A 17,564-nucleotide genomic window follows, 5' to 3' on the forward strand; every position below is an offset into this window, starting at 1 on the left:
TTAGAAAATATGATTTTATTAAAAAAAGCGAGGACGAATCCTCGCTTTTTCCATGTTATTCTTTTATAATTTGGGATCTCTTTCTAATGTAAGCATAGACACCAAGGAAAATCGATACGACTAAGAAGCCTAAACCTGCACCAAGCATATTATAAACAGTTGTTGCAGTACTTGGTAGTTTCCCACCTTTTCCTCCTTTAGATTTCCCTGTTGAATCCTCACCTTTTGCGTCCGGTTTCTTTGTACTATCGTCTAACTTACCTACCACTATCTTCTCCTCATCACTTTCAATCACCGTAAAAATTGTAAAATATAAACATTTTTTACTTTGTCAAGCTTCTCAATTTTTTCAATATCACCGAATTTTACTTCACCACTAAACCCGTTGAATACGGTTGTAAACTCATTTATGTACTCGATTTGTACCCCTTCGACTGCAATTTCATCTTTTACTTTTTCTTGCTCTGTTAAAAGCTTTTTCTCTAATTGTTTTCGTACACTTTCTTTCAATGCTGTAAATTTCTTATTTTGTTTCGTTGCTTCCTCGATGGCCGGCTCTCCTTCTACCTCAACAACTACCCGAACCTTTTCATCTGGAGCAAACAATTCTGCTTCCTCTTTAGAGATTGTTTCTTCTTTCTCTACAAGTCGTTTTAAATCGACTTTTTGGAGTTTCAGCTCCTTTTCAGCAGCAGAGGCTTGCGGGGCAAGTCCTGTAATTACTGCAGAAAAAATAAGAAGAAAACTTAAAAATACCCCTAGTAAACGCTGCAACTTTCTTTCCCCCTTTAAAAAAGTATAAAAAATCGTGTTCTACCAAAAGATTGGAAGAACACTTTTATTCTATCATTTTCGCGAATATATTAAAATATGAAATAAGTAAGAATTGTTTGTAAATTCATAATTTTTATTGTCGAACAATAGTTTAAAAAGTACGATAAATAGGTAATTAGTCCTATGTGAAAATCGTTCGCAAAATTCCTATGACAATATTGTCATAGGAATTTTGCATTGAGGTATAAAATTTATGAACATAATCCAATACTCTTCTTATCCTACAAAAATTTAACTTTTAATTATTTCAATAGTTCCTTTTGTAATATTACAATTAACCGATCTAGTTCTTGGCTCTTTTTTATACATTCATTTGAACGCATTCCTTTTTGTTTTGCACATTCAAACATTTCATGTCGTTTCTGTTCGATTTGATTCAATATAAGAGAATGTTTCAAATTGTCCATCAAAAAATTCACCCATTTCTATGCACTTTAAAACTGTTAACCCTTTCACAAAACAGCATAAAAACAAAAAATCTTTTTATAGAAACTATTATGTTTTCAAATTATGTAACTATAGTCTAGTATAACTAATATTAAGCCTTAAGTCTATGTCAAAATTATGAAAAGTCACACATTATTACCTATCTTTTATAAATTTGTAATAGATTTTAAGTCTTAAGAATTACATGGATCCATTAATATTTTATGCCAAAATTTTTTCAAAAATCTATTATAAAAACAATTGTGAAAGTCATAATATTTTTATATAATCTTTTTAAGTATATCGTTTTCTATCTTTACAATCTATTCTTCAAAAATACTTTCCTACTAATACCTCAACCCAAGGCAAAGCATTGAAAAATGGTGACGCAAAGCTACAGGGACTAAAGTATGATCCTCGCACTATGTTAGCCAGCGGCTTGAGTATATATTTACCCTTTTATATATTGAGGTGATTGAATGTATACGAAAAGCGTAAAATGGTTAACCCTCGGAGATATATTAGCTGAAGACATCATTTTTAATAACGAAGTGATCATCAAAAGAGATACCCCACTAAAAATTATGCAAATCTTATTAATTCAAAATTTAGGACTACAATGGGTTAAAGTAAAAACATCTCCATTTTTAACGACGGTTAACCGGGCTACAAATATTAGCCATATACAGCAATACTTCTTTGACTTTATTATTCACAATAACCAAAATAACCGATATTATTATTTATTTGAAAACGAAGAAGAAATCCTTTCTGTAGCAAAGTTTTTTGATGAATTGTTAAAAAATGAAACGATCGTAAATTTACTTTCCGCAACAAATAAATGGGATTTTTATAGTTTAAGGCATTCTATAGACACGTTTATTCTCGGTTCATTATGGATGAAACGAGTGAATGTCGATTATCGTAAAGAAGATTGTGTCGGCTTTTTATTGCATGATATTGGAAAAATTAAAGTACCGAGGGAAATTCTTTGGAAAAACGGAAAATTAACGGATGAAGAATTACATATCATTATGAAGCATCCGGAAGACGGAGCGAACATTTTAAAAAACTTAGGGTTTTCTAACGTCATTTGTGAGATGGCAAACTATCATCACGTCCGTTTAAATAATACGGGCTACCCGAAGCCTTATCCTAAAAATTTACATATTATGGTTTGTGCAACAATGATTGTTGATGTATTTTCCGCATTGACCCAAGAAAGACCGTATCGAGAGGCAATTTCTTTTAAAGACGCATTAGACTTATTAATGAAAGATAGAGAGTCCTATGCTCAATTCTTAATTGAAAGTTTCTATAAGTTCATTTCAAGATGCTTAAAAAAGCAAAAATAAAGTTTTTGAGGGCTGACTTCGTTCGTCATCTCTTAATTTATGAGTAACAAATGCACATTTTTTATATTAAATATCGTAAATGTAGGTAGTGTAATATTATATTTTTAACTCTTTGAAATTTAACTACAATTAGCATTTTTTATATTAAAAAAGTTAGCAAACTGTTTTATTTTGTTGCATTTTACGGTATTATGTCTTATGACTGGATTTTTTATTTTATTAGAAAACGCTTTAACGTTTAATCAGTATGGATATAAACTTTGGAGGGAAAAATATTGAGAAGTAGAAGTGAGCGAAAAAGTAAGCCAAAAAAGAGGAAATGGCTGAAAATTACGTTAATTACATTATCGGTTATATTTTTACTCGTTGCAGGCTACTTATTTATGTTGTATAAATCTTTAACAGACACTGTAGCCAATATGCATGAAGATCCTCGTGGCGGTCAAATTTCTGAAAAGCGGGATAAAGAAATTGAATTTAAGAAGAAAGACCCATTCTCAGTATTACTACTTGGGGTTGATCAACGTGCTGGGGACCGAGGGAGATCTGATACAATTATCGTAATGACCGTGAATCCGAAAAAAGAATCAATTGAAATGGTTAGTATTCCACGTGATACTCGAACAGAAATTGTTGGTAGAGGAACAGAAGATAAAATTAACCACGCCTATGCTTTCGGTGGCGTAGAAATGTCCATGAATACGGTAGAAAACTTTTTAGATATACCAATCGACTATTTTGTTCAAGTGAATATGGAAGGGTTTAAAGAAATCGTTGATGCTGTTGGTGGAGTAACGGTTAACAATGACCTCAACTTCTCTTACGATGGTCATACATTTCCTAAAGGAAAAATCACATTAAACGGTGAAGAAGCACTAGCCTTTTCCCGGATGAGGAAAGGTGATTCTCGTGGAGACTTCGGACGTCAAATCCGTCAACGTCAAATCATTGAAGCAGTAATTAAAGAAGGAGCTAGTTTAGAGACTTTAGTAAATTACGGACCAATTTTTGAAGCTCTATCTGAAAATGTTAAAACAAATTTAACTTTTGATCAGATGGTTGCAATACAAGCGAATTATCGTAACGCAGCGAAATCGATAAACCAACACACAATCAATGGTACTGGAAAGAGAATTAACGGTATCTATTATTATATTGTCCCTGAAGATGAAAAGTTAGCTCTTCAAAATATGTTAAAAGAACATTTAGAAATAAATTAATGGATTTTAAAAAGGTCGCTAAATTTTAGCGACCTTCTTTTATTACGCACGTAACCACTTGATGATTTCACCTGGTGTTGCGTTTTTACCGTACATTAACATACCAACTTTGAAGATTTTTCCTGCTAATTTCATCATAACCCAAATTGAAACAACTAGAACAACTAACGAAATTCCGATTTCCATCCAAACCCATTCATCCATTCGAATAAGACGCGCTAATAAAATCGTCGGTGACGTAAACGGAATATATGTTAAAACCTTCGCTAACGTACTTGTCGGATCTGCGAAAACTGGTCCGATAAAGAAGAATGAAATAAACGGAATCATCATAATCATTGACTGGAAGTTACCAGCCGTTGATATATCAGACATTGTAGCACCAAGTCCAACATACAGTGAAGCAAATAATAAGTAACCTAATACTGCAATTAGTAGGAATAATAGTAATTCTGGTTGCAACAAGTATTCAATGATTGGAATATCATCTAACTTATACAATGCAAATCCTAATGCAAAGGCAAGGATTACGAACGCTTGGATCATAGATAACACGAAATACCCAATGATTTTACCTTGCATCAATTCATTCGGTGTAACGGAAGATAAAATAATTTCTGCAATTTTATCCTTCTTCTCTTGGGATGCACTTTGGAAAATCATCATACCGGTGAAAATGATGGAAAGTAATAAAATTCCCGCGAAGATCCCTGGAACAACCCGTTGCATATTCGGATCTTCTCCAGCCAATAACTCTTCCTCAGACGCTCCATTATCTTGTAAATCATCTAATGACTGAACTTCAATAATAATATTTTGTGCAATTGCTGCCATCTGCTCTTGTGTTAAACCGAGCTCTTGAAGTTGCAGTCCTTTTACAGGCTGTGTTAATAATTGCAACTGCCCTTCATTTGAAAAGTCATCGCTTGCATAAACTGGGATAATTCCTTCAGTTAGTGCTGTTTCATTAACAAACATATAGGCCGTATTCTCACTATCTTCTAATTCAGCTTCCACATCTGCCTCTGTCACATCTGTTGATTTCAATTCTAAGTCGAGTTCAGCCTGCTCAACTATCGCTTCCATACTCGCAAATAAGCCTAATTCATCATTCACATAAACAGTTGCATCCTCAGAATGATCGTCACCAAAAAGCGTTCCTAAAAATCCAAATAAAACGATTAGAAGCGGGGTTACGAATAAACTAATAAGGAACGTTTTATTCTTCAAATTTCGTTTAATTTCCCACTTCGCAACTTTTAACGAATTACGCATTTTCTCCACCTACCTCTTCTTCAAATGTTTGACGTTCACTCTCTTTTAATAAATTTTTATCTGTCGCAATATCGATAAAGATTTCATGAAGTGAAACCCGATCTAACGTTAATTCATTAATTACAATGTCATCCGGTAATGTTTTTAACCATTTCGGTGCTTCGACATCCTTCGTTAAGTAAATGATAGAAATGTCATCCTTTTGTTCAACGCGTACCACTTCTGGAATTCTTTCCAGTAGTGAAACATCATTTTTACCATGAATCGTACATTTAAAGTTTGCATACTCTCTTTTCACTTCTTCTAATGAACCGTAAATTACTTTATGCCCCCGTTGAATCATAAACACTCGGTCACACATTTCTTCTACAAGGTTCATTTGGTGAGAAGATAGTAAAATCGCAGTACCCTTTTTAGCAAGGTTACGAATTTCTTCTTTTAAAACTTCTTGACTGACCGGATCTAGTCCAGAAAACGGTTCATCAAGAATGAGTAGTTCCGGTTCATGTAATATGGACGAAATAAATTGTACTTTTTGTGCCATCCCTTTTGATAGCTCTTCCATATTCACATTTTCTTTACCCTTTAGATCGAATTTTTCTAAATACTCAAGGGCACGTTCCTTCGCTTTTTTCAATGGATAATCTTTTAAATCAGCTAGATAAAGCAAAATATCCATCACTTTTACGTTTTTATAAAGACCCCGTTCTTCTGGTAAATAGCCAATTTTATTACGAGGTATACCTTTTCCTTGATGATTATGGAAAGTAACTTCACCTGCATCCGGCATCATAATTCCCATAATATTACGGATCGTTGTTGACTTTCCGGCACCATTCGGTCCAAGAATCGCCATAATCTCACCGCTATGCACTTCAAACGAAATTCCATGAAGAACTTTTTTATCTTTAAAGGATTTCTCAAGTCCTTCCACACTTAGTAAAACATTCATAATTCGCACTCCTTCCAAGCTTCTTTTATAGACTGCTCTCATTATAACAATAGTGTTTACGGTTTAAAGAGCCTTAAGTTTCATTTTTACTTTAAACTTACATATTTTTACAATTATCTCCTAAATTAGCTTAAATCTTTTTTATAGAAAATCCGCTGCGATATTAACCAGGATATAACCATCGTAACTATAGCAACTGCAAGCAAAATCGGAATCGGATTTTTTTCAAGCATTAATAATATATTTTGAACGTAGTCTTCTATATAATTCCAAAGACTTGTTTTTTTGTTAACCAATATACAAAGGCTGAAAGAGCTACCGGTCCGAGCATCATAGCAAATATTTGAAAAATAAAAGCGAACATAAAGCTGAATTTAATATAAAAAGGAAAAAGGAACGCCATTACAATTAATGATATTAAGTAAAACATAAACCATGATGAAATGGTAAACGGCTCATGGTGCAAATAATCTAGGAAATAATGTGCTGCTTTATCAACGAATAACACATAGACAAAGATGAAGAACATAAATAAAATGGCAAAAACATATTTTGCATTAATTACTTCTTTCCTTGTAAAAGGGAGACTAACAACAAATTTATCCATGCTTGACTTTTCATCATAATAAAATAATCCAGAGATAAAGCCGACCATAACTCCAACTACGACTGGTACGCCGCCGACATTGATGACATAACTAAACGGGAGCATCAATAATACAACCCAGAGAAAACTTTGATTTAATAAAATTTCTCTTTTCAATAAAGCTTTCATTACGCTCGCTCCTTTCGTGTCATGTAATACATAATGTCTTCCAGCGTCGCCTTTTCAATAATAAATTCATCTTCTAGTCCAGCAAAAATGGACAAGTCACCTTCGTATAGACCGGAAAAGTTGCGAGTTGTTTGTTTGTAACCTTTTAACAAATGTTTTAAGTCCGTATCCAGCTCGTCCGCAGGACCTTTTATGAGGTAAAAATTATGTCTTATTTCATCCATCGTTTTTTGAAATTGCAATTTTCCATCGTAAATAAAGACGATGTTGTCTGCAATTTGGTCAAGGTCTTGTGTACAGGGGGACGGGTTCGGTGTTTCATTTTTAATTAACTTGTTTACTACTTATAACAAATGAGTAATGTAAGAAGGGGAAATAATGAGTTTTTTGGCTTATAGGATTAAGGAATTTAATCATAAGGTAAAATTTACTGTATTCAGTGGAAATATTCGCTCATTAGATAGGGAAAGTCGCTCATTAAGTGACGGTTTTCGCTCATAACCTATAAAATCATCTTTTCTCAAAATAATTTCGCTCATAGGACAATAAAAACCGCTCATAACAGGGATTAATTCGCTCTTAAAATAGCAAATCGCTCATTAATCAAAAAAGTCGCTCATAGATTTAATCAAATCGCTCAAAAAATTGACCACTTCGCTCATAAAACATGAAAAATCGCTCATTAAACCATTAAACCAGAGAACACAGGCACAAAAAAATGGGCCGAAGGGATTTACATTTATCCCCTCGACCCAATTAAAAGCCGATAACCTCTATATTAAACTTCTAATAAAAATTGTTCTGGATCTTCTAGTAATTCTTTAATACGTACTAGGAATGTAACTGCTTCTTTACCATCAACGATACGGTGGTCGTAAGATAAAGCAATGTACATCATTGGACGAATTTCAATCTTCGTATTGTTTTCCACAGCAACTGGACGGTATTGGATAGAGTGCATACCTAAAATACCTGCTTGCGGTCCGTTTAAGATTGGTGTGGATGCAAGAGAACCGAATACACCACCATTTGTAATTGTGAATGTACCATCTTGCATATCAGCTAATGATAATTTGTTATCTCTAGCTTTTTTCGCTAAGTCAGCAATGTCTCTTTCGATTTCAGCGAAGTTTTTACGGTCAGCATCGCGAACAACTGGAACAACTAGACCACTATCTGTAGATACAGCTACACCGATATTGTAATATTTTTTCACTAATAACTCGTCACCGCGAAGTTCAGAGTTTAAGTGTGGTATTTCCTTCAATGCCGCTACAGCTGCTTTTGTAAAGAATGACATAAATCCAAGTTTTACGTCATGTTTTTCAAAGAAACGATCTTTTCTCTTCTTACGAAGTTCCATAACAGCAGTTAAATCAACTTCATTGAATGTTGTAAGCATTGCAGCTGTATTTTGAACGTTCTTCAAGTTTTTCGCAATTGCTTGACGACGTCTTGATAACTTCACAACTTCAACACGATCATCTTCAACTGGTGCTGTAACTACTGGAGCTGGTGCTGGTTTTTGTGTTGTGAATGTCATAACGTCTTGTTTTGTTACACGTCCTAACGGATCAACTGTTGAAACTTGGCTTAAGTCAATTCCTTTTTCTCTAGCAAGTTTACGAGCAGCTGGTGTTGCAATTACGCCACTATTTGCCGGTTTACTTTCTGCAGCTGGTTGTGCAGGCGCTGCTTGTTGAGCTGGTGCCGCTGCTACTTCTTCTTTAGCTGGAGCTGCTTCTGGTGCGCTTTCTGCAGGACTGCTTGTTGCAGTTGCTCCTTCTTCTACAATCGCAATGGTATCCCCAACATTAACTATGTCTCCCTCTTCAGCTAATGTTTCTTTTAAAACCCCATCATAATCAGAAATAATATCAACGTTTACTTTATCTGTTTCTAATTCAACGATTGCTTCACCTTTTGCTACCGCATCACCTGGTTGTTTTAACCAGTTCGCAACCGTACCTTCCGTAATAGATTCTGCCAACTCTGGAACTTTAACCTCTGCCATAATTTCTACACATCCCTTTTTGTTTTTAATTAATCCCATTTTTGTCATTGTTATTAATTAATATGTTGAAACCGGAGAGCATTCTCAACATTGGAAGGAGGCGGGACCCCACACCTATAACAATTACTTCCTTAGTTTTTCAAAAGAAGGGAGGGGACCCTTTCCCCAAGCCTTCCTACCAACTTAGAAATCTCATCCGATATTCTTACGCATTAACAATTGCTTTTTGTGTTATAGCTGTCGTAACAATACGTTCTTGTTCTTTCTTATGAGTTCGACCATTACCTTCTGAAGGACTTGCCATCGCAGGTCGACCCACATAACAAACTTTAACCCCTTCAGGAGCTAATTCTTGTAATCTTGGAGCAATATAACTCCATGCACCCATGTTTTGTGGTTCATCTTGAGCCCAAACAATTTCTTTTAAGTTTTTATATTTGCTTAATAGATTACTAATGTCAGCTTTCGGGAATGGATATAATTCTTCAACACGCACGACATCAAGCCATGGGAAGTTTTCCGGTTCCTTCAAGTTTTCTGCTAATTCAATTGCTAAACGACCTGTTGAAAAGACTACGCGTTCAACTTTATTAGGCTCTGTTCCAAGACCTGGTTGTTCAATAATGGATTGGAATTCTCCATTCGTAAACTCTTCAATAAAAGAGCTTGCTTCTTGGTTACGTAATAAACTCTTCGGTGACATAATGATCAATGGACGTATTTCATCCGTACCTAAAAGCTTTGCCTGACGTCTTAAAATATGGAAATATTGCGCTGATGTTGATAAGTTTGCAACGGTCATATTATTTTCAGCTGCTAATTGCAAGAAACGTTCTAAACGTGCACTGGAATGCTCTGGGCCTTGTCCTTCATAGCCGTGTGGCAGTAACAACACAAGTCCGGATTTCTCTCCCCATTTTGCACGGCCAGCTGAAATAAACTGGTCAATAAGAACTTGTGCACCGTTGGCAAAGTCACCAAATTGTGCTTCCCATAAAACTAAAGTATCTTGTGCTTCAATACTATAACCATATTCAAAACCCAGTACACCAGCTTCAGATAATGTACTATTGTGAATTGCAAAACTTGCTTTCGCATTGCTTAAATGTTGCAATGGGATATATTTTGCACCTGTTTCAACATCCCGTAAAGCAACATGTCGGTGTGAGAATGTACCACGTTCTGAATCTTCACCCGTTATACGAATTGGTGTGCCATCATGTAAAATCGCTCCGAAAGCTAAAGCTTCTGCGTGACCCCAATCTACTTTTCCAGAACCATCAAACGCAGCATTGCGGCGATTTAAGATTCGTTCAAGTTTCTTAAAGACGTTGAATCCTTCTGGCCACGTTAATAATTCTTCATGAATCTGTGTCAGTGTTGCTTTATCAACTGTTGTATCCACTTTCGGGAAGTCATTCGGTATATTTTCTTGTAGTTCTGCAATTGTTGGAACGTCTTTTACTTCTTTATCAATTGCGTCATGTGCTTCTTTCAAGCGATTTAATGTTGCCGTTTCAATTTCTTTAACTTTTTCCTGTGTTAAAGCATTTTCGTTAAGTAGTTTTTCACTATATACAGTTGTAATTGTAGGATGACTTTTAATCTTGTTGTACATAATAGGGTTAGTTGGAATTGGTTCATCCGTTTCGTTATGACCAAGACGGCGATAACCAATTAAATCAACAACCACATCTTTATGGAATGTTTGACGATATTCAAAAGCTAATTGCATTACTTTTAGCACAGCTTCAGGATCATCAGCATTCACATGGAAAATTGGTACTTCATATCCTTTTGCGGAATCACTTGAATAACGAGTAGATCTCGTTTCATCTGATTCGGTTGTAAAACCGATATTGTTATTCGCAATAATATGAACGGTTCCACCTGTGTAGTAAGCTTCTGTTTGTGAGAAGTTTAACACTTCGTACACAATTCCTTGACCACTAAAGGCAGAGTCACCATGTACAACAACAGGTAATGATTTATTTACATCTTGTACAGGTGCACCAGAATTTGTTCGATCGTCTTGTACTGCACGAGCTACCCCTTCAACGACTGCATTAACAAACTCTAAGTGGCTTGGGTTGTTAGCTAAAGATACTCTTACATTTTTTCCATTAACTTTACGATTTCTTGTAGCACCTAAGTGATATTTTACATCTAATGTATGACCATTAGTTTCATGATAATCTGGATCGTTAATTTCCCATTTTGTACCTTGGAATTCGGATAGTAAAGCTTCGTATGGTTTACCTAATACGTGAGCGAGCACATTAAGGCGACCTCTGTGGGCCATACCAATTACGACTCTTTCAACATCCTGTTCTGCAGATTGATTTACAAGTTCATTAATTGCCGGTACTAACGATTCTAACCCCTCAACAGAGAAACGTTTTTGACCAACGTACATGCGGTGAACAAATTGTTCAAATCCTTCTGCGGCATATAATTCTTTTAACAACTCTTCTTTTCGAGAGTTTGATAGTTGTTTTTGACCATATTCATTTTCTATTTTTTCATGTAACCACTGTTGTTCTTCAAGAGGTACATGTTCGACTTCATACCCAATTGTACTTGTGTACACTTGCTTTAAATATTGAATTGCAGCTAAACTATTTGTGAATTTACCAGCAAGCTCCGGAACAACGACCTCAACTGGGAGTTCGCGTACATCAGCTTCTGATAAACCGTAGTAGTTTAATGAAAGCAATTCATTTTCAGATTGTTTTTCTAGCGGATTAATTTCGGCCTGTAAATGACCGTATTTTCGAATGTTTTGTACATACTGTAACGTTTTTGCAAGCTTATTCAATTTGTTAATAATAACTGATGGTGATACAGCTTGCTCTGTGCCCCCCGTTACTTGACCTTGCTCTTCAACGAATGGCTCACCCCAATAAGCAAACAATGCTCTTAAACTTTCATCAACTTGTTCAGGATTTGCCAAGTATAATTCGTACTGCTCGATCAAGTAGCCCAAGTTCGGTCCATGAACAAACTGCCATGGATTCGCATTATTCATTTTTTACCCACATCCCTGTTCATAATTATTTGATAAACAATTACACCTTTAATTTTACCAATTGGTAAGCGGATTCAAAAGCGATTTTCATTATCTTAGAATATTTTTGACATAGCCAAGAATCCTGTGACGTTATTTCACAAACTCGTATAATTGTTTTAGTTTCCGCTGACAATATACTATTACAGTTTAGTGAAAATTTCTAGTGTTTTGTGTACTTTTTATTAACAATATTAGTAGTACAAAATAGAAATGGATATTTTGTGAATTTTTTTCAAAAAATTATATTGTTATTTAAATTTTAGCAAACTTCTTCACGAATTTCTATGATTATACATTTACAAAGTTTGATGAATTTAACCAAATTATTATAATTGGTTTTTACTAAGAAATAAATAAAAAAATTATGTAAAAATATATAAATTTTATTTACGTTTGTTCACTTTGTCACATACTTTTTTTAAAAAAATCACTCTAGACAAAATTCGCCAGAGTGATTTGTATTAAAGTGGTTATACTACCATCTAGCAGTGACCATTTTTCTTCTCGTATAAAATTCCACACCGTCTTTTCCATTGGCATGGAGATCTCCGTAAAAGGAATTTTTCCAACCAGAGAATGGGAAAAAGGCCATTGGTGCTGGAACACTAATATTAATACCAAGCATACCTGACTCAATATGTTCTCTAAAATATCGGACATTACTGCCATCTTGGGTGAAAAGACAGGCCCCATTTCCAAAATCTGATTTATTGGCTAAGTTGACCGCTTCTTCTAATGTGTCTACACGGATAATCGATAAAACCGGGGCAAAAATTTCTTCCTTCCAAATCGTCATATCCGGTTTTACATAATCGAATATTGTCGGACCAATAAAGTAGCCTTCTTTATAGTAGGCTTCATCCTTTCTTCCATCACGAATTAACTGCGCATCTTAACTTCATAGCGGAAAGGGCCAACATATCTGTCATTGGATGAGCCTTCCTTGAGATATATGCTTCAATCGCATGACTTAAGGCATCAACTCCAGTAGCCGCAGTAACTGACTTCGGTGCACTTAACGTTAACATTGGGTCAACAATGGCCACATTGGGCATAAAGGCCGGTTGCTTCATCATCATTTTTACGTCATTTTCCGTATTTGTAATCACGGTAGCATCAGTCGCTTCAGATCCTGTACCCGCAGTGGTTGGGATCGCAATATGAGGAACAGGTTTATGACTGGCAATTTTTCCTCCTCCTCGGAAATCACCTATGTAACCATTATTTGTTGCTAAAACTGCGACCGCTTTTGCTGTATCTATACAAGAACCGCCACCAAGTGAGATGACGAAATCACAATTTTCCTTTTGAAACATTTCTAAAGCTTCACGGACATAAACATCTGTCGGCTCTGTTTCCACGCCTAAATAGATGACACATTTTACATTTTCTTCTTGTAAACGTTGAACACATTCGGCAACATATCCCAATCCTTCCATCACTTTATCTGAGATAATGAATGCCTTCTTTCCTTGTTTCCTTGCTTCTTTTCCAATGTTATAAAAAGATTGACGACCATAAAGAATTTTTCCTGGCGTTAATAACATGTGCTTTGTAATATTGACCACCCCTTTAGTCTGTTCGTCTTTGGTACATGTTTACCAAGTCATATGAAATTTCTTTCTGTAATATATAATTAAAAAATTGGACAAATATTACTGGAATTTTTTAAGTGGTTATTCTGTATGAAGACAGATTAGACTTTAGCTAAATCAACTATTTAAACAATTTGGGGAGTTATATTATTCTATTAATAAAGGATAAAGACCATAGATTAGGAAGGATGAAACGATGAAGGATTACCATTGTTGTGCGACATGTATACATTTTGGAATTGAAAAAACAGAAGAAGGAATTAATACAAAGTGTACGAGGCTTGGTTATGACACGAACCCGAAGTATAAGTTTAACTGTTGGGTACCTAAGGAGAGAGTAAGACGAGCAATGGAAAAATCATTTCATAAGAAAAACGTGGAGGAATAAAGCAATTTAATAATCGGTAGATGGCCCCATTCCTCTTTTACCTAATAATCAATCATCTATCATATCGATAAATTAAAATTTGTTCCTGTTTATTTTTTTCATAGGCACCGTGAATAAGCATACCACTGTTTAAACGAAAATCGGTCTTATGATCCAAATAACATAAATATTCCTCTGTTGGATAATATACGATAATATCTGCTTGACGTGGATGATGTTCAAGGGATTGCATAATGTTCGTTATAACTTTTTTAAAAACTGTGACTGAAAAAGGATGGAAAAAGTAAAATTTATTATCCTTTTGATTTACTTCGTATTTTTCTGCTAAAATCGGTAAAATTTCAATTTTTTCAGCTGCATGAGGATGGCGTTTTATATACCGTTTCCGGTTGTTTTCTGCATCTTTATGCAGTTTTTCATTCATTTCAACACCGCAAACATTACATCCAAACATATAATTAAGGTAAAAAAGCGTCCTACCTTTGCCACATCCAAAATCAACGAGCCGATCTTCTGGGGTGAGTGGGTATGTATCACTTAATTGTTTTAGTACCGCATAAGGAGTTGGTTCATACGGATAATATTGAAAAAAAGGATTAATGACTCGATCTTCCCTCGTCAAAACATTTAACATAGCATCGTAATATTTCTCATCCAACGTACCTCTCCCCTTCTTTTCCAATGGTATACAGTTGTGACATAGATACTCGTTATTAAACCTTTCTGGTGCCTTTTTTATATATATTGTAAGCAAACCAGTCATTTTAACGAGTGATTTGTCCATTTTTTATGTGAATTTTTCCTTCTATTGAGCAAAATTTCGATATTCACCTATATATTTTTTAATAATTCGAGGTAATTTACAAAAAATTTGCCTATTTTTGTGCGAAAAACTTTAAAATTTGTGCGATTTCTCCATTTTTTGTGCGAAAATCTAAAATCGTGTGCGATTTACCCAATTTCTGTGCTAAATTGTGTGTAGTTTCCACGAATTTTGTTTCAGAAATCAAATAAATAATTTATCTTTATAGAAGATAACTCTTATCTTTTTTGGACATTAACCCTAGTTTACGATAATAAGTTTGACTTTCAAAGGATATTTTGCTCAAAAAAAAAATGCCTCTCACGTATGAGAAACACTTATATTGAAAAGGGAATTAAGCTGCTGTTTTCACCGCTCTGTCTACGTTTTTACGTTTCATGATGTTTTTGATATATGGTATTGCAAATCGATCAAGTCCGTAATAGTAAGCTGCAGTGCCTGCAAATAATAGGATGACGGCTACTGTGTAAAGCGTTGGGTTTGTGCTTACTGTACCAGCTAGTAAGAAGTTTAAGTTCATGAATGCACCTGCGATTAAAGCAGGGATTGTTGCTAAACCGACAATTAATCCAAGTCCTACTAGAAATTCACCCCAAGGAATTAAGAAGTTAAAAATGTCTACGTTTGGAAGGGCAAATCCCTCGATAAAGTTTGCATACCAAGTTGCAACGGCTGGGTGTTCGCCACCTGCTTTTGCTAATGCGCCTTGTAGAAATCCACTTGCATCAAAACCGCCTGTAATTTTATGAAAACCAGCTTCTAACCATTGGATACCTAACCACACTCGTAAAACTGTCCAAACAACCGCCATGATCGGACCTTTTAAGAAGTTTTTCATCATTCAATCTCTCCTTTTTAATTTGTGAGTTTTTCACATAATAGATTTAAATTGTTAAAACTAAGCACATTAACATTGTGAAATTATTCACATGATAGAATAAAAATATTAGACGAAAAGAATGAGTGCTACTTTGTTTGTGAAATTATTCACAAATGGTTATAAAAATTTTTAAGCTACCAGCATAGTGTGTAGTAGGTGTGATTTTCTTCACTGATATTATGTGAAGTGTTTCACTTCCTTTCTACACTTTGAATATACAGTAGAATCACATAGTTTGCAATACACTTCACAAATTGTTCAAATAGTATTTCCACAAGATTCTTGCATCTGCTACAATTTCTTCATTTGGATCACAATAATGGGTCCGTACTGCAAAACCGTCAGATGTTATGAAGTACCACCCCCTCAATCCTGGTCGAATACAAACAATACGAATATGTTCAGTATTTTCCAATACGATAAAAAAATATGGGACCTTCTTTATGGCCCCAAACTTATAGATTACTATTTTTCATAATTAATTCAATCTGTGAAATACCTAAATTCCGTGCGATCTCCTTAATTTCTGTACGGAAATCCAAAGTTTTGTGCTATTTACCCGATTTTCATTTCTAAAAAACTAATCTTCCGTACGATCTACCCGATTTTCCGCGCGAGAAACAATACAAATTAATCAACAGGCAATGCCCAATCAATTTCAGTCTTGCCAATCATTCGTAAGTATGCATTTGTTTTAGAAAATGGTTTGCTGCCAAAAAAGCCGCGATGTGCTGACAGTGGACTTGGGTGTGGTGACTTAACAATATAATGTTTTGTTGTATCAATAAGTTTCTGCTTACTTTGGGCTGCACTCCCCCACAAAATATACACAACAGGATCTGGCTTTTCATTCAAACTTTCAATCACCCGGTCGGTAAAAATTTCCCATCCCTTTCCTTTATGAGAGTGGGCCTGTCCTGCGCGAACCGTTAAAACGGTGTTCAACAATAATACACCTTGCCGAGTCCAAGGAACTAAAGACCCGGACTTTGGAATCGGGTAACCTAAATCATTCTGCAATTCTTGAAAAATATTACGTAATGACGGTGGGTGAGGCACACCAGGTTTAACAGAAAAACTTAAGCCATGGGCTTGGTTTGGTCCATGATACGGGTCTTGTCCAAGGATTACCACTTTCACATCAGAAAAGGACGTATAATGGAGCGCATTAAAAATATCGTACATATCTGGGTACACTGTGAAATTACTATATTCATATTTTAAAAACTCGCGTAACTGCATATAGTATGGTTTCGTAAACTCTTCTTGTAAAACTTTAGCCCAGTCATTTTTTAAAATTTGCTTCGTCGTCATACATCTTCATCCTTCACATACTAAGATGATTTTATCTAATTAATTTATTATTTTAGTGATTCGAAATTGGTACAAGGGACCCGTCCCCATAGCCATCAAGTTAAGCATTTTAAATGAAAAAATACCATTTTTTGGATATACTTCTCTCGGTACTAACTAACTGAGAGGAGTATTTTTTTGGCACCAACAGTATCAGATAAAGAATTACAATTATTATTTAAGGAAGTGCTTCGTACTTTCTCGATAGAACAATTAGAATATTGGGCTGTAGAAACTGGATTTATGAAAAGAAAAACAAAATTAAAACCTGAACATTTTCTTTTACTCTGTTCATGTTTAGGTGAATCGATTGGGAAGAAAAGTCTAGTTCAGTTGTGTGCACAACTTTGTGCTACATTTGACTTGAAACTGACAGCTGAAGGACTTAACCAACGATTTAATCCACAGGCAGTTAAGTTTTTGAAGAAAGTATTTGAATCACTTTTTTCAAAACAATTGGCCATGCCAATTACAGAAAAAAGAGTTTTCAATCGGATTCGAATTTTAGATTCGACTTCGTTTCAATTACCAGCTTATTATGATGAATATAAAGGAGCTAATGAATCAGGAGTTAAAATTCAACTAGAGTATGAATTGTATCAAT

Annotated in this window: 15 protein-coding genes, 3 pseudogenes and 1 riboswitch; of the genes and pseudogenes, 4 read left to right on the forward strand and 14 right to left on the reverse strand. The window is 35.0% G+C overall.

The features are described from left to right. Window positions 1-55 precede the first annotated feature (55 nt). The 3 genes from GW534_RS02880 to GW534_RS02890 all read right to left on the reverse strand — a co-directional run bounded on the left by GW534_RS02880 (window position 56) and on the right by GW534_RS02890 (window position 1,241). Complete coding sequence (locus GW534_RS02880) at window positions 56-268, reverse strand: LPXTG cell wall anchor domain-containing protein (protein WP_161919553.1); 213 nt, start codon at window positions 266-268, stop codon at window positions 56-58. A 23-nt stretch (window positions 269-291) separates the two neighbouring features. Continuing rightward, window positions 292-774, reverse strand: a complete 483-nt coding sequence (locus GW534_RS02885) for a protease inhibitor I9 family protein (protein ID WP_161919554.1) — start codon at window positions 772-774, stop codon at window positions 292-294. A 302-nt stretch (window positions 775-1,076) separates the two neighbouring features. After that, window positions 1,077-1,241 (reverse strand): aspartyl-phosphate phosphatase Spo0E family protein, encoded by a 165-nt coding sequence (locus tag GW534_RS02890; protein WP_161919555.1) that lies wholly within the window; start codon window positions 1,239-1,241, stop codon window positions 1,077-1,079. A gap of 373 nt (window positions 1,242-1,614) precedes the next feature. Further along, a riboswitch (cyclic di-GMP riboswitch) is annotated at window positions 1,615-1,703 on the forward strand. A 36-nt stretch (window positions 1,704-1,739) separates the two neighbouring features. Between GW534_RS02890 and GW534_RS02895 the strand changes: the two genes are divergently transcribed. Next, the gene (locus GW534_RS02895; RefSeq protein ID WP_161919556.1) at window positions 1,740-2,615 is read left to right on the forward strand and encodes an HD-GYP domain-containing protein; all 876 of its coding nucleotides are present in this window, start codon (window positions 1,740-1,742) and stop codon (window positions 2,613-2,615) included. A gap of 275 nt (window positions 2,616-2,890) precedes the next feature. Next, entirely contained in the window at window positions 2,891-3,835 is a 945-nt protein-coding gene (tagU, locus tag GW534_RS02900; protein ID WP_161919557.1) for a polyisoprenyl-teichoic acid--peptidoglycan teichoic acid transferase TagU, read from the forward strand. Between the two features lie 42 nt (window positions 3,836-3,877). Here the strand turns inward: tagU and GW534_RS02905 are convergent, their stop codons facing one another. The 8 genes and pseudogenes from GW534_RS02905 to GW534_RS02940 form a co-directional block, all read right to left on the reverse strand. Then, a complete protein-coding gene (locus GW534_RS02905; protein WP_161919558.1) occupies window positions 3,878-5,110 on the reverse strand; it encodes an ABC transporter permease in 1,233 nt (410 codons plus the stop codon). After that, the gene (locus GW534_RS02910) at window positions 5,103-6,062 is read right to left on the reverse strand and encodes an ABC transporter ATP-binding protein (protein WP_161919559.1); all 960 of its coding nucleotides are present in this window, start codon (window positions 6,060-6,062) and stop codon (window positions 5,103-5,105) included. The genes GW534_RS02905 and GW534_RS02910 overlap by 8 nt, the downstream gene beginning before the upstream one ends. A gap of 259 nt (window positions 6,063-6,321) precedes the next feature. Further along, window positions 6,322-6,837 carry an ABC-2 transporter permease gene (locus tag GW534_RS02915; RefSeq protein ID WP_161919560.1) on the reverse strand — a complete coding sequence of 172 codons (516 nt, stop codon included), beginning with the start codon at window positions 6,835-6,837 and terminating at the stop codon, window positions 6,322-6,324. Continuing rightward, window positions 6,837-7,061 carry a hypothetical protein gene (locus GW534_RS02920; protein WP_161919561.1) on the reverse strand — a complete coding sequence of 75 codons (225 nt, stop codon included), beginning with the start codon at window positions 7,059-7,061 and terminating at the stop codon, window positions 6,837-6,839. The genes GW534_RS02915 and GW534_RS02920 overlap by 1 nt, the downstream gene beginning before the upstream one ends. 554 nt (window positions 7,062-7,615) lie before the next feature. After that, window positions 7,616-8,851: a 2-oxoglutarate dehydrogenase complex dihydrolipoyllysine-residue succinyltransferase gene (odhB, locus tag GW534_RS02925; RefSeq protein ID WP_161919562.1), complete on the reverse strand. Its 1,236-nt coding sequence runs from the start codon at window positions 8,849-8,851 to the stop codon at window positions 7,616-7,618. A 205-nt stretch (window positions 8,852-9,056) separates the two neighbouring features. Next, window positions 9,057-11,879 (reverse strand): 2-oxoglutarate dehydrogenase E1 component, encoded by a 2,823-nt coding sequence (locus tag GW534_RS02930; protein WP_161919563.1) that lies wholly within the window; start codon window positions 11,877-11,879, stop codon window positions 9,057-9,059. A 517-nt stretch (window positions 11,880-12,396) separates the two neighbouring features. Then, window positions 12,397-12,810, reverse strand: a pseudogene (locus GW534_RS02935) (aldehyde dehydrogenase family protein); the annotation flags it as partial. 4 nt (window positions 12,811-12,814) lie between these two features. Continuing rightward, window positions 12,815-13,468: pseudogene (locus GW534_RS02940) on the reverse strand (iron-containing alcohol dehydrogenase); the annotation flags it as partial. Window positions 13,469-13,712: 244 nt separating this feature from the next. On the opposite strand from GW534_RS02940, the gene GW534_RS02945 reads away from it, so the two are divergent. Further along, entirely contained in the window at window positions 13,713-13,904 is a 192-nt protein-coding gene (locus GW534_RS02945; protein WP_161919565.1) for a hypothetical protein, read from the forward strand. A gap of 52 nt (window positions 13,905-13,956) precedes the next feature. Here the strand turns inward: GW534_RS02945 and GW534_RS02950 are convergent, their stop codons facing one another. The 3 genes from GW534_RS02950 to GW534_RS02960 form a co-directional block, all read right to left on the reverse strand. Beyond that, entirely contained in the window at window positions 13,957-14,562 is a 606-nt protein-coding gene (locus tag GW534_RS02950; RefSeq protein WP_161919566.1) for a class I SAM-dependent methyltransferase, read from the reverse strand. A gap of 499 nt (window positions 14,563-15,061) precedes the next feature. Beyond that, entirely contained in the window at window positions 15,062-15,568 is a 507-nt protein-coding gene (locus tag GW534_RS02955) for a DoxX family protein (RefSeq protein WP_407670435.1), read from the reverse strand. Between the two features lie 669 nt (window positions 15,569-16,237). After that, window positions 16,238-16,921: a uracil-DNA glycosylase gene (locus GW534_RS02960; RefSeq protein WP_161919567.1), complete on the reverse strand. Its 684-nt coding sequence runs from the start codon at window positions 16,919-16,921 to the stop codon at window positions 16,238-16,240. Window positions 16,922-17,098: 177 nt separating this feature from the next. Between GW534_RS02960 and GW534_RS02965 the strand changes: the two are divergent. Next, a pseudogene (locus GW534_RS02965) lies at window positions 17,099-17,564 on the forward strand (IS4 family transposase); the annotation flags it as partial.

The sequence above is a fragment of the Pallidibacillus pasinlerensis genome, from assembly GCF_009996845.1.
GTDB classification, from domain to species: Bacteria; Bacillota; Bacilli; order Bacillales; family Caldibacillaceae; genus Pallidibacillus; species Pallidibacillus pasinlerensis.

Coding starts and splice junctions, on each gene's coding strand:
- GW534_RS02890 (WP_161919555.1), bottom strand. CDS start 1,241: ATGGACAATTTGAAACATTCTCTTATATTGAATCAAATCGAACAGAAA.
- GW534_RS02895 (WP_161919556.1), top strand. CDS start 1,740: ATGTATACGAAAAGCGTAAAATGGTTAACCCTCGGAGATATATTAGCT.
- GW534_RS02905 (WP_161919558.1), bottom strand. CDS start 5,110: ATGCGTAATTCGTTAAAAGTTGCGAAGTGGGAAATTAAACGAAATTTG.
- GW534_RS02910 (WP_161919559.1), bottom strand. CDS start 6,062: ATGAATGTTTTACTAAGTGTGGAAGGACTTGAGAAATCCTTTAAAGAT.
- GW534_RS02915 (WP_161919560.1), bottom strand. CDS start 6,837: ATGAAAGCTTTATTGAAAAGAGAAATTTTATTAAATCAAAGTTTTCTC.
- GW534_RS02920 (WP_161919561.1), bottom strand. CDS start 7,061: ATGGATGAAATAAGACATAATTTTTACCTCATAAAAGGTCCTGCGGAC.
- odhB (WP_161919562.1), bottom strand. CDS start 8,851: ATGGCAGAGGTTAAAGTTCCAGAGTTGGCAGAATCTATTACGGAAGGT.
- GW534_RS02930 (WP_161919563.1), bottom strand. CDS start 11,879: ATGAATAATGCGAATCCATGGCAGTTTGTTCATGGACCGAACTTGGGC.
- GW534_RS02945 (WP_161919565.1), top strand. CDS start 13,713: ATGAAGGATTACCATTGTTGTGCGACATGTATACATTTTGGAATTGAA.
- GW534_RS02955 (WP_407670435.1), bottom strand. CDS start 15,568: ATGATGAAAAACTTCTTAAAAGGTCCGATCATGGCGGTTGTTTGGACA.
- GW534_RS02960 (WP_161919567.1), bottom strand. CDS start 16,921: ATGACGACGAAGCAAATTTTAAAAAATGACTGGGCTAAAGTTTTACAA.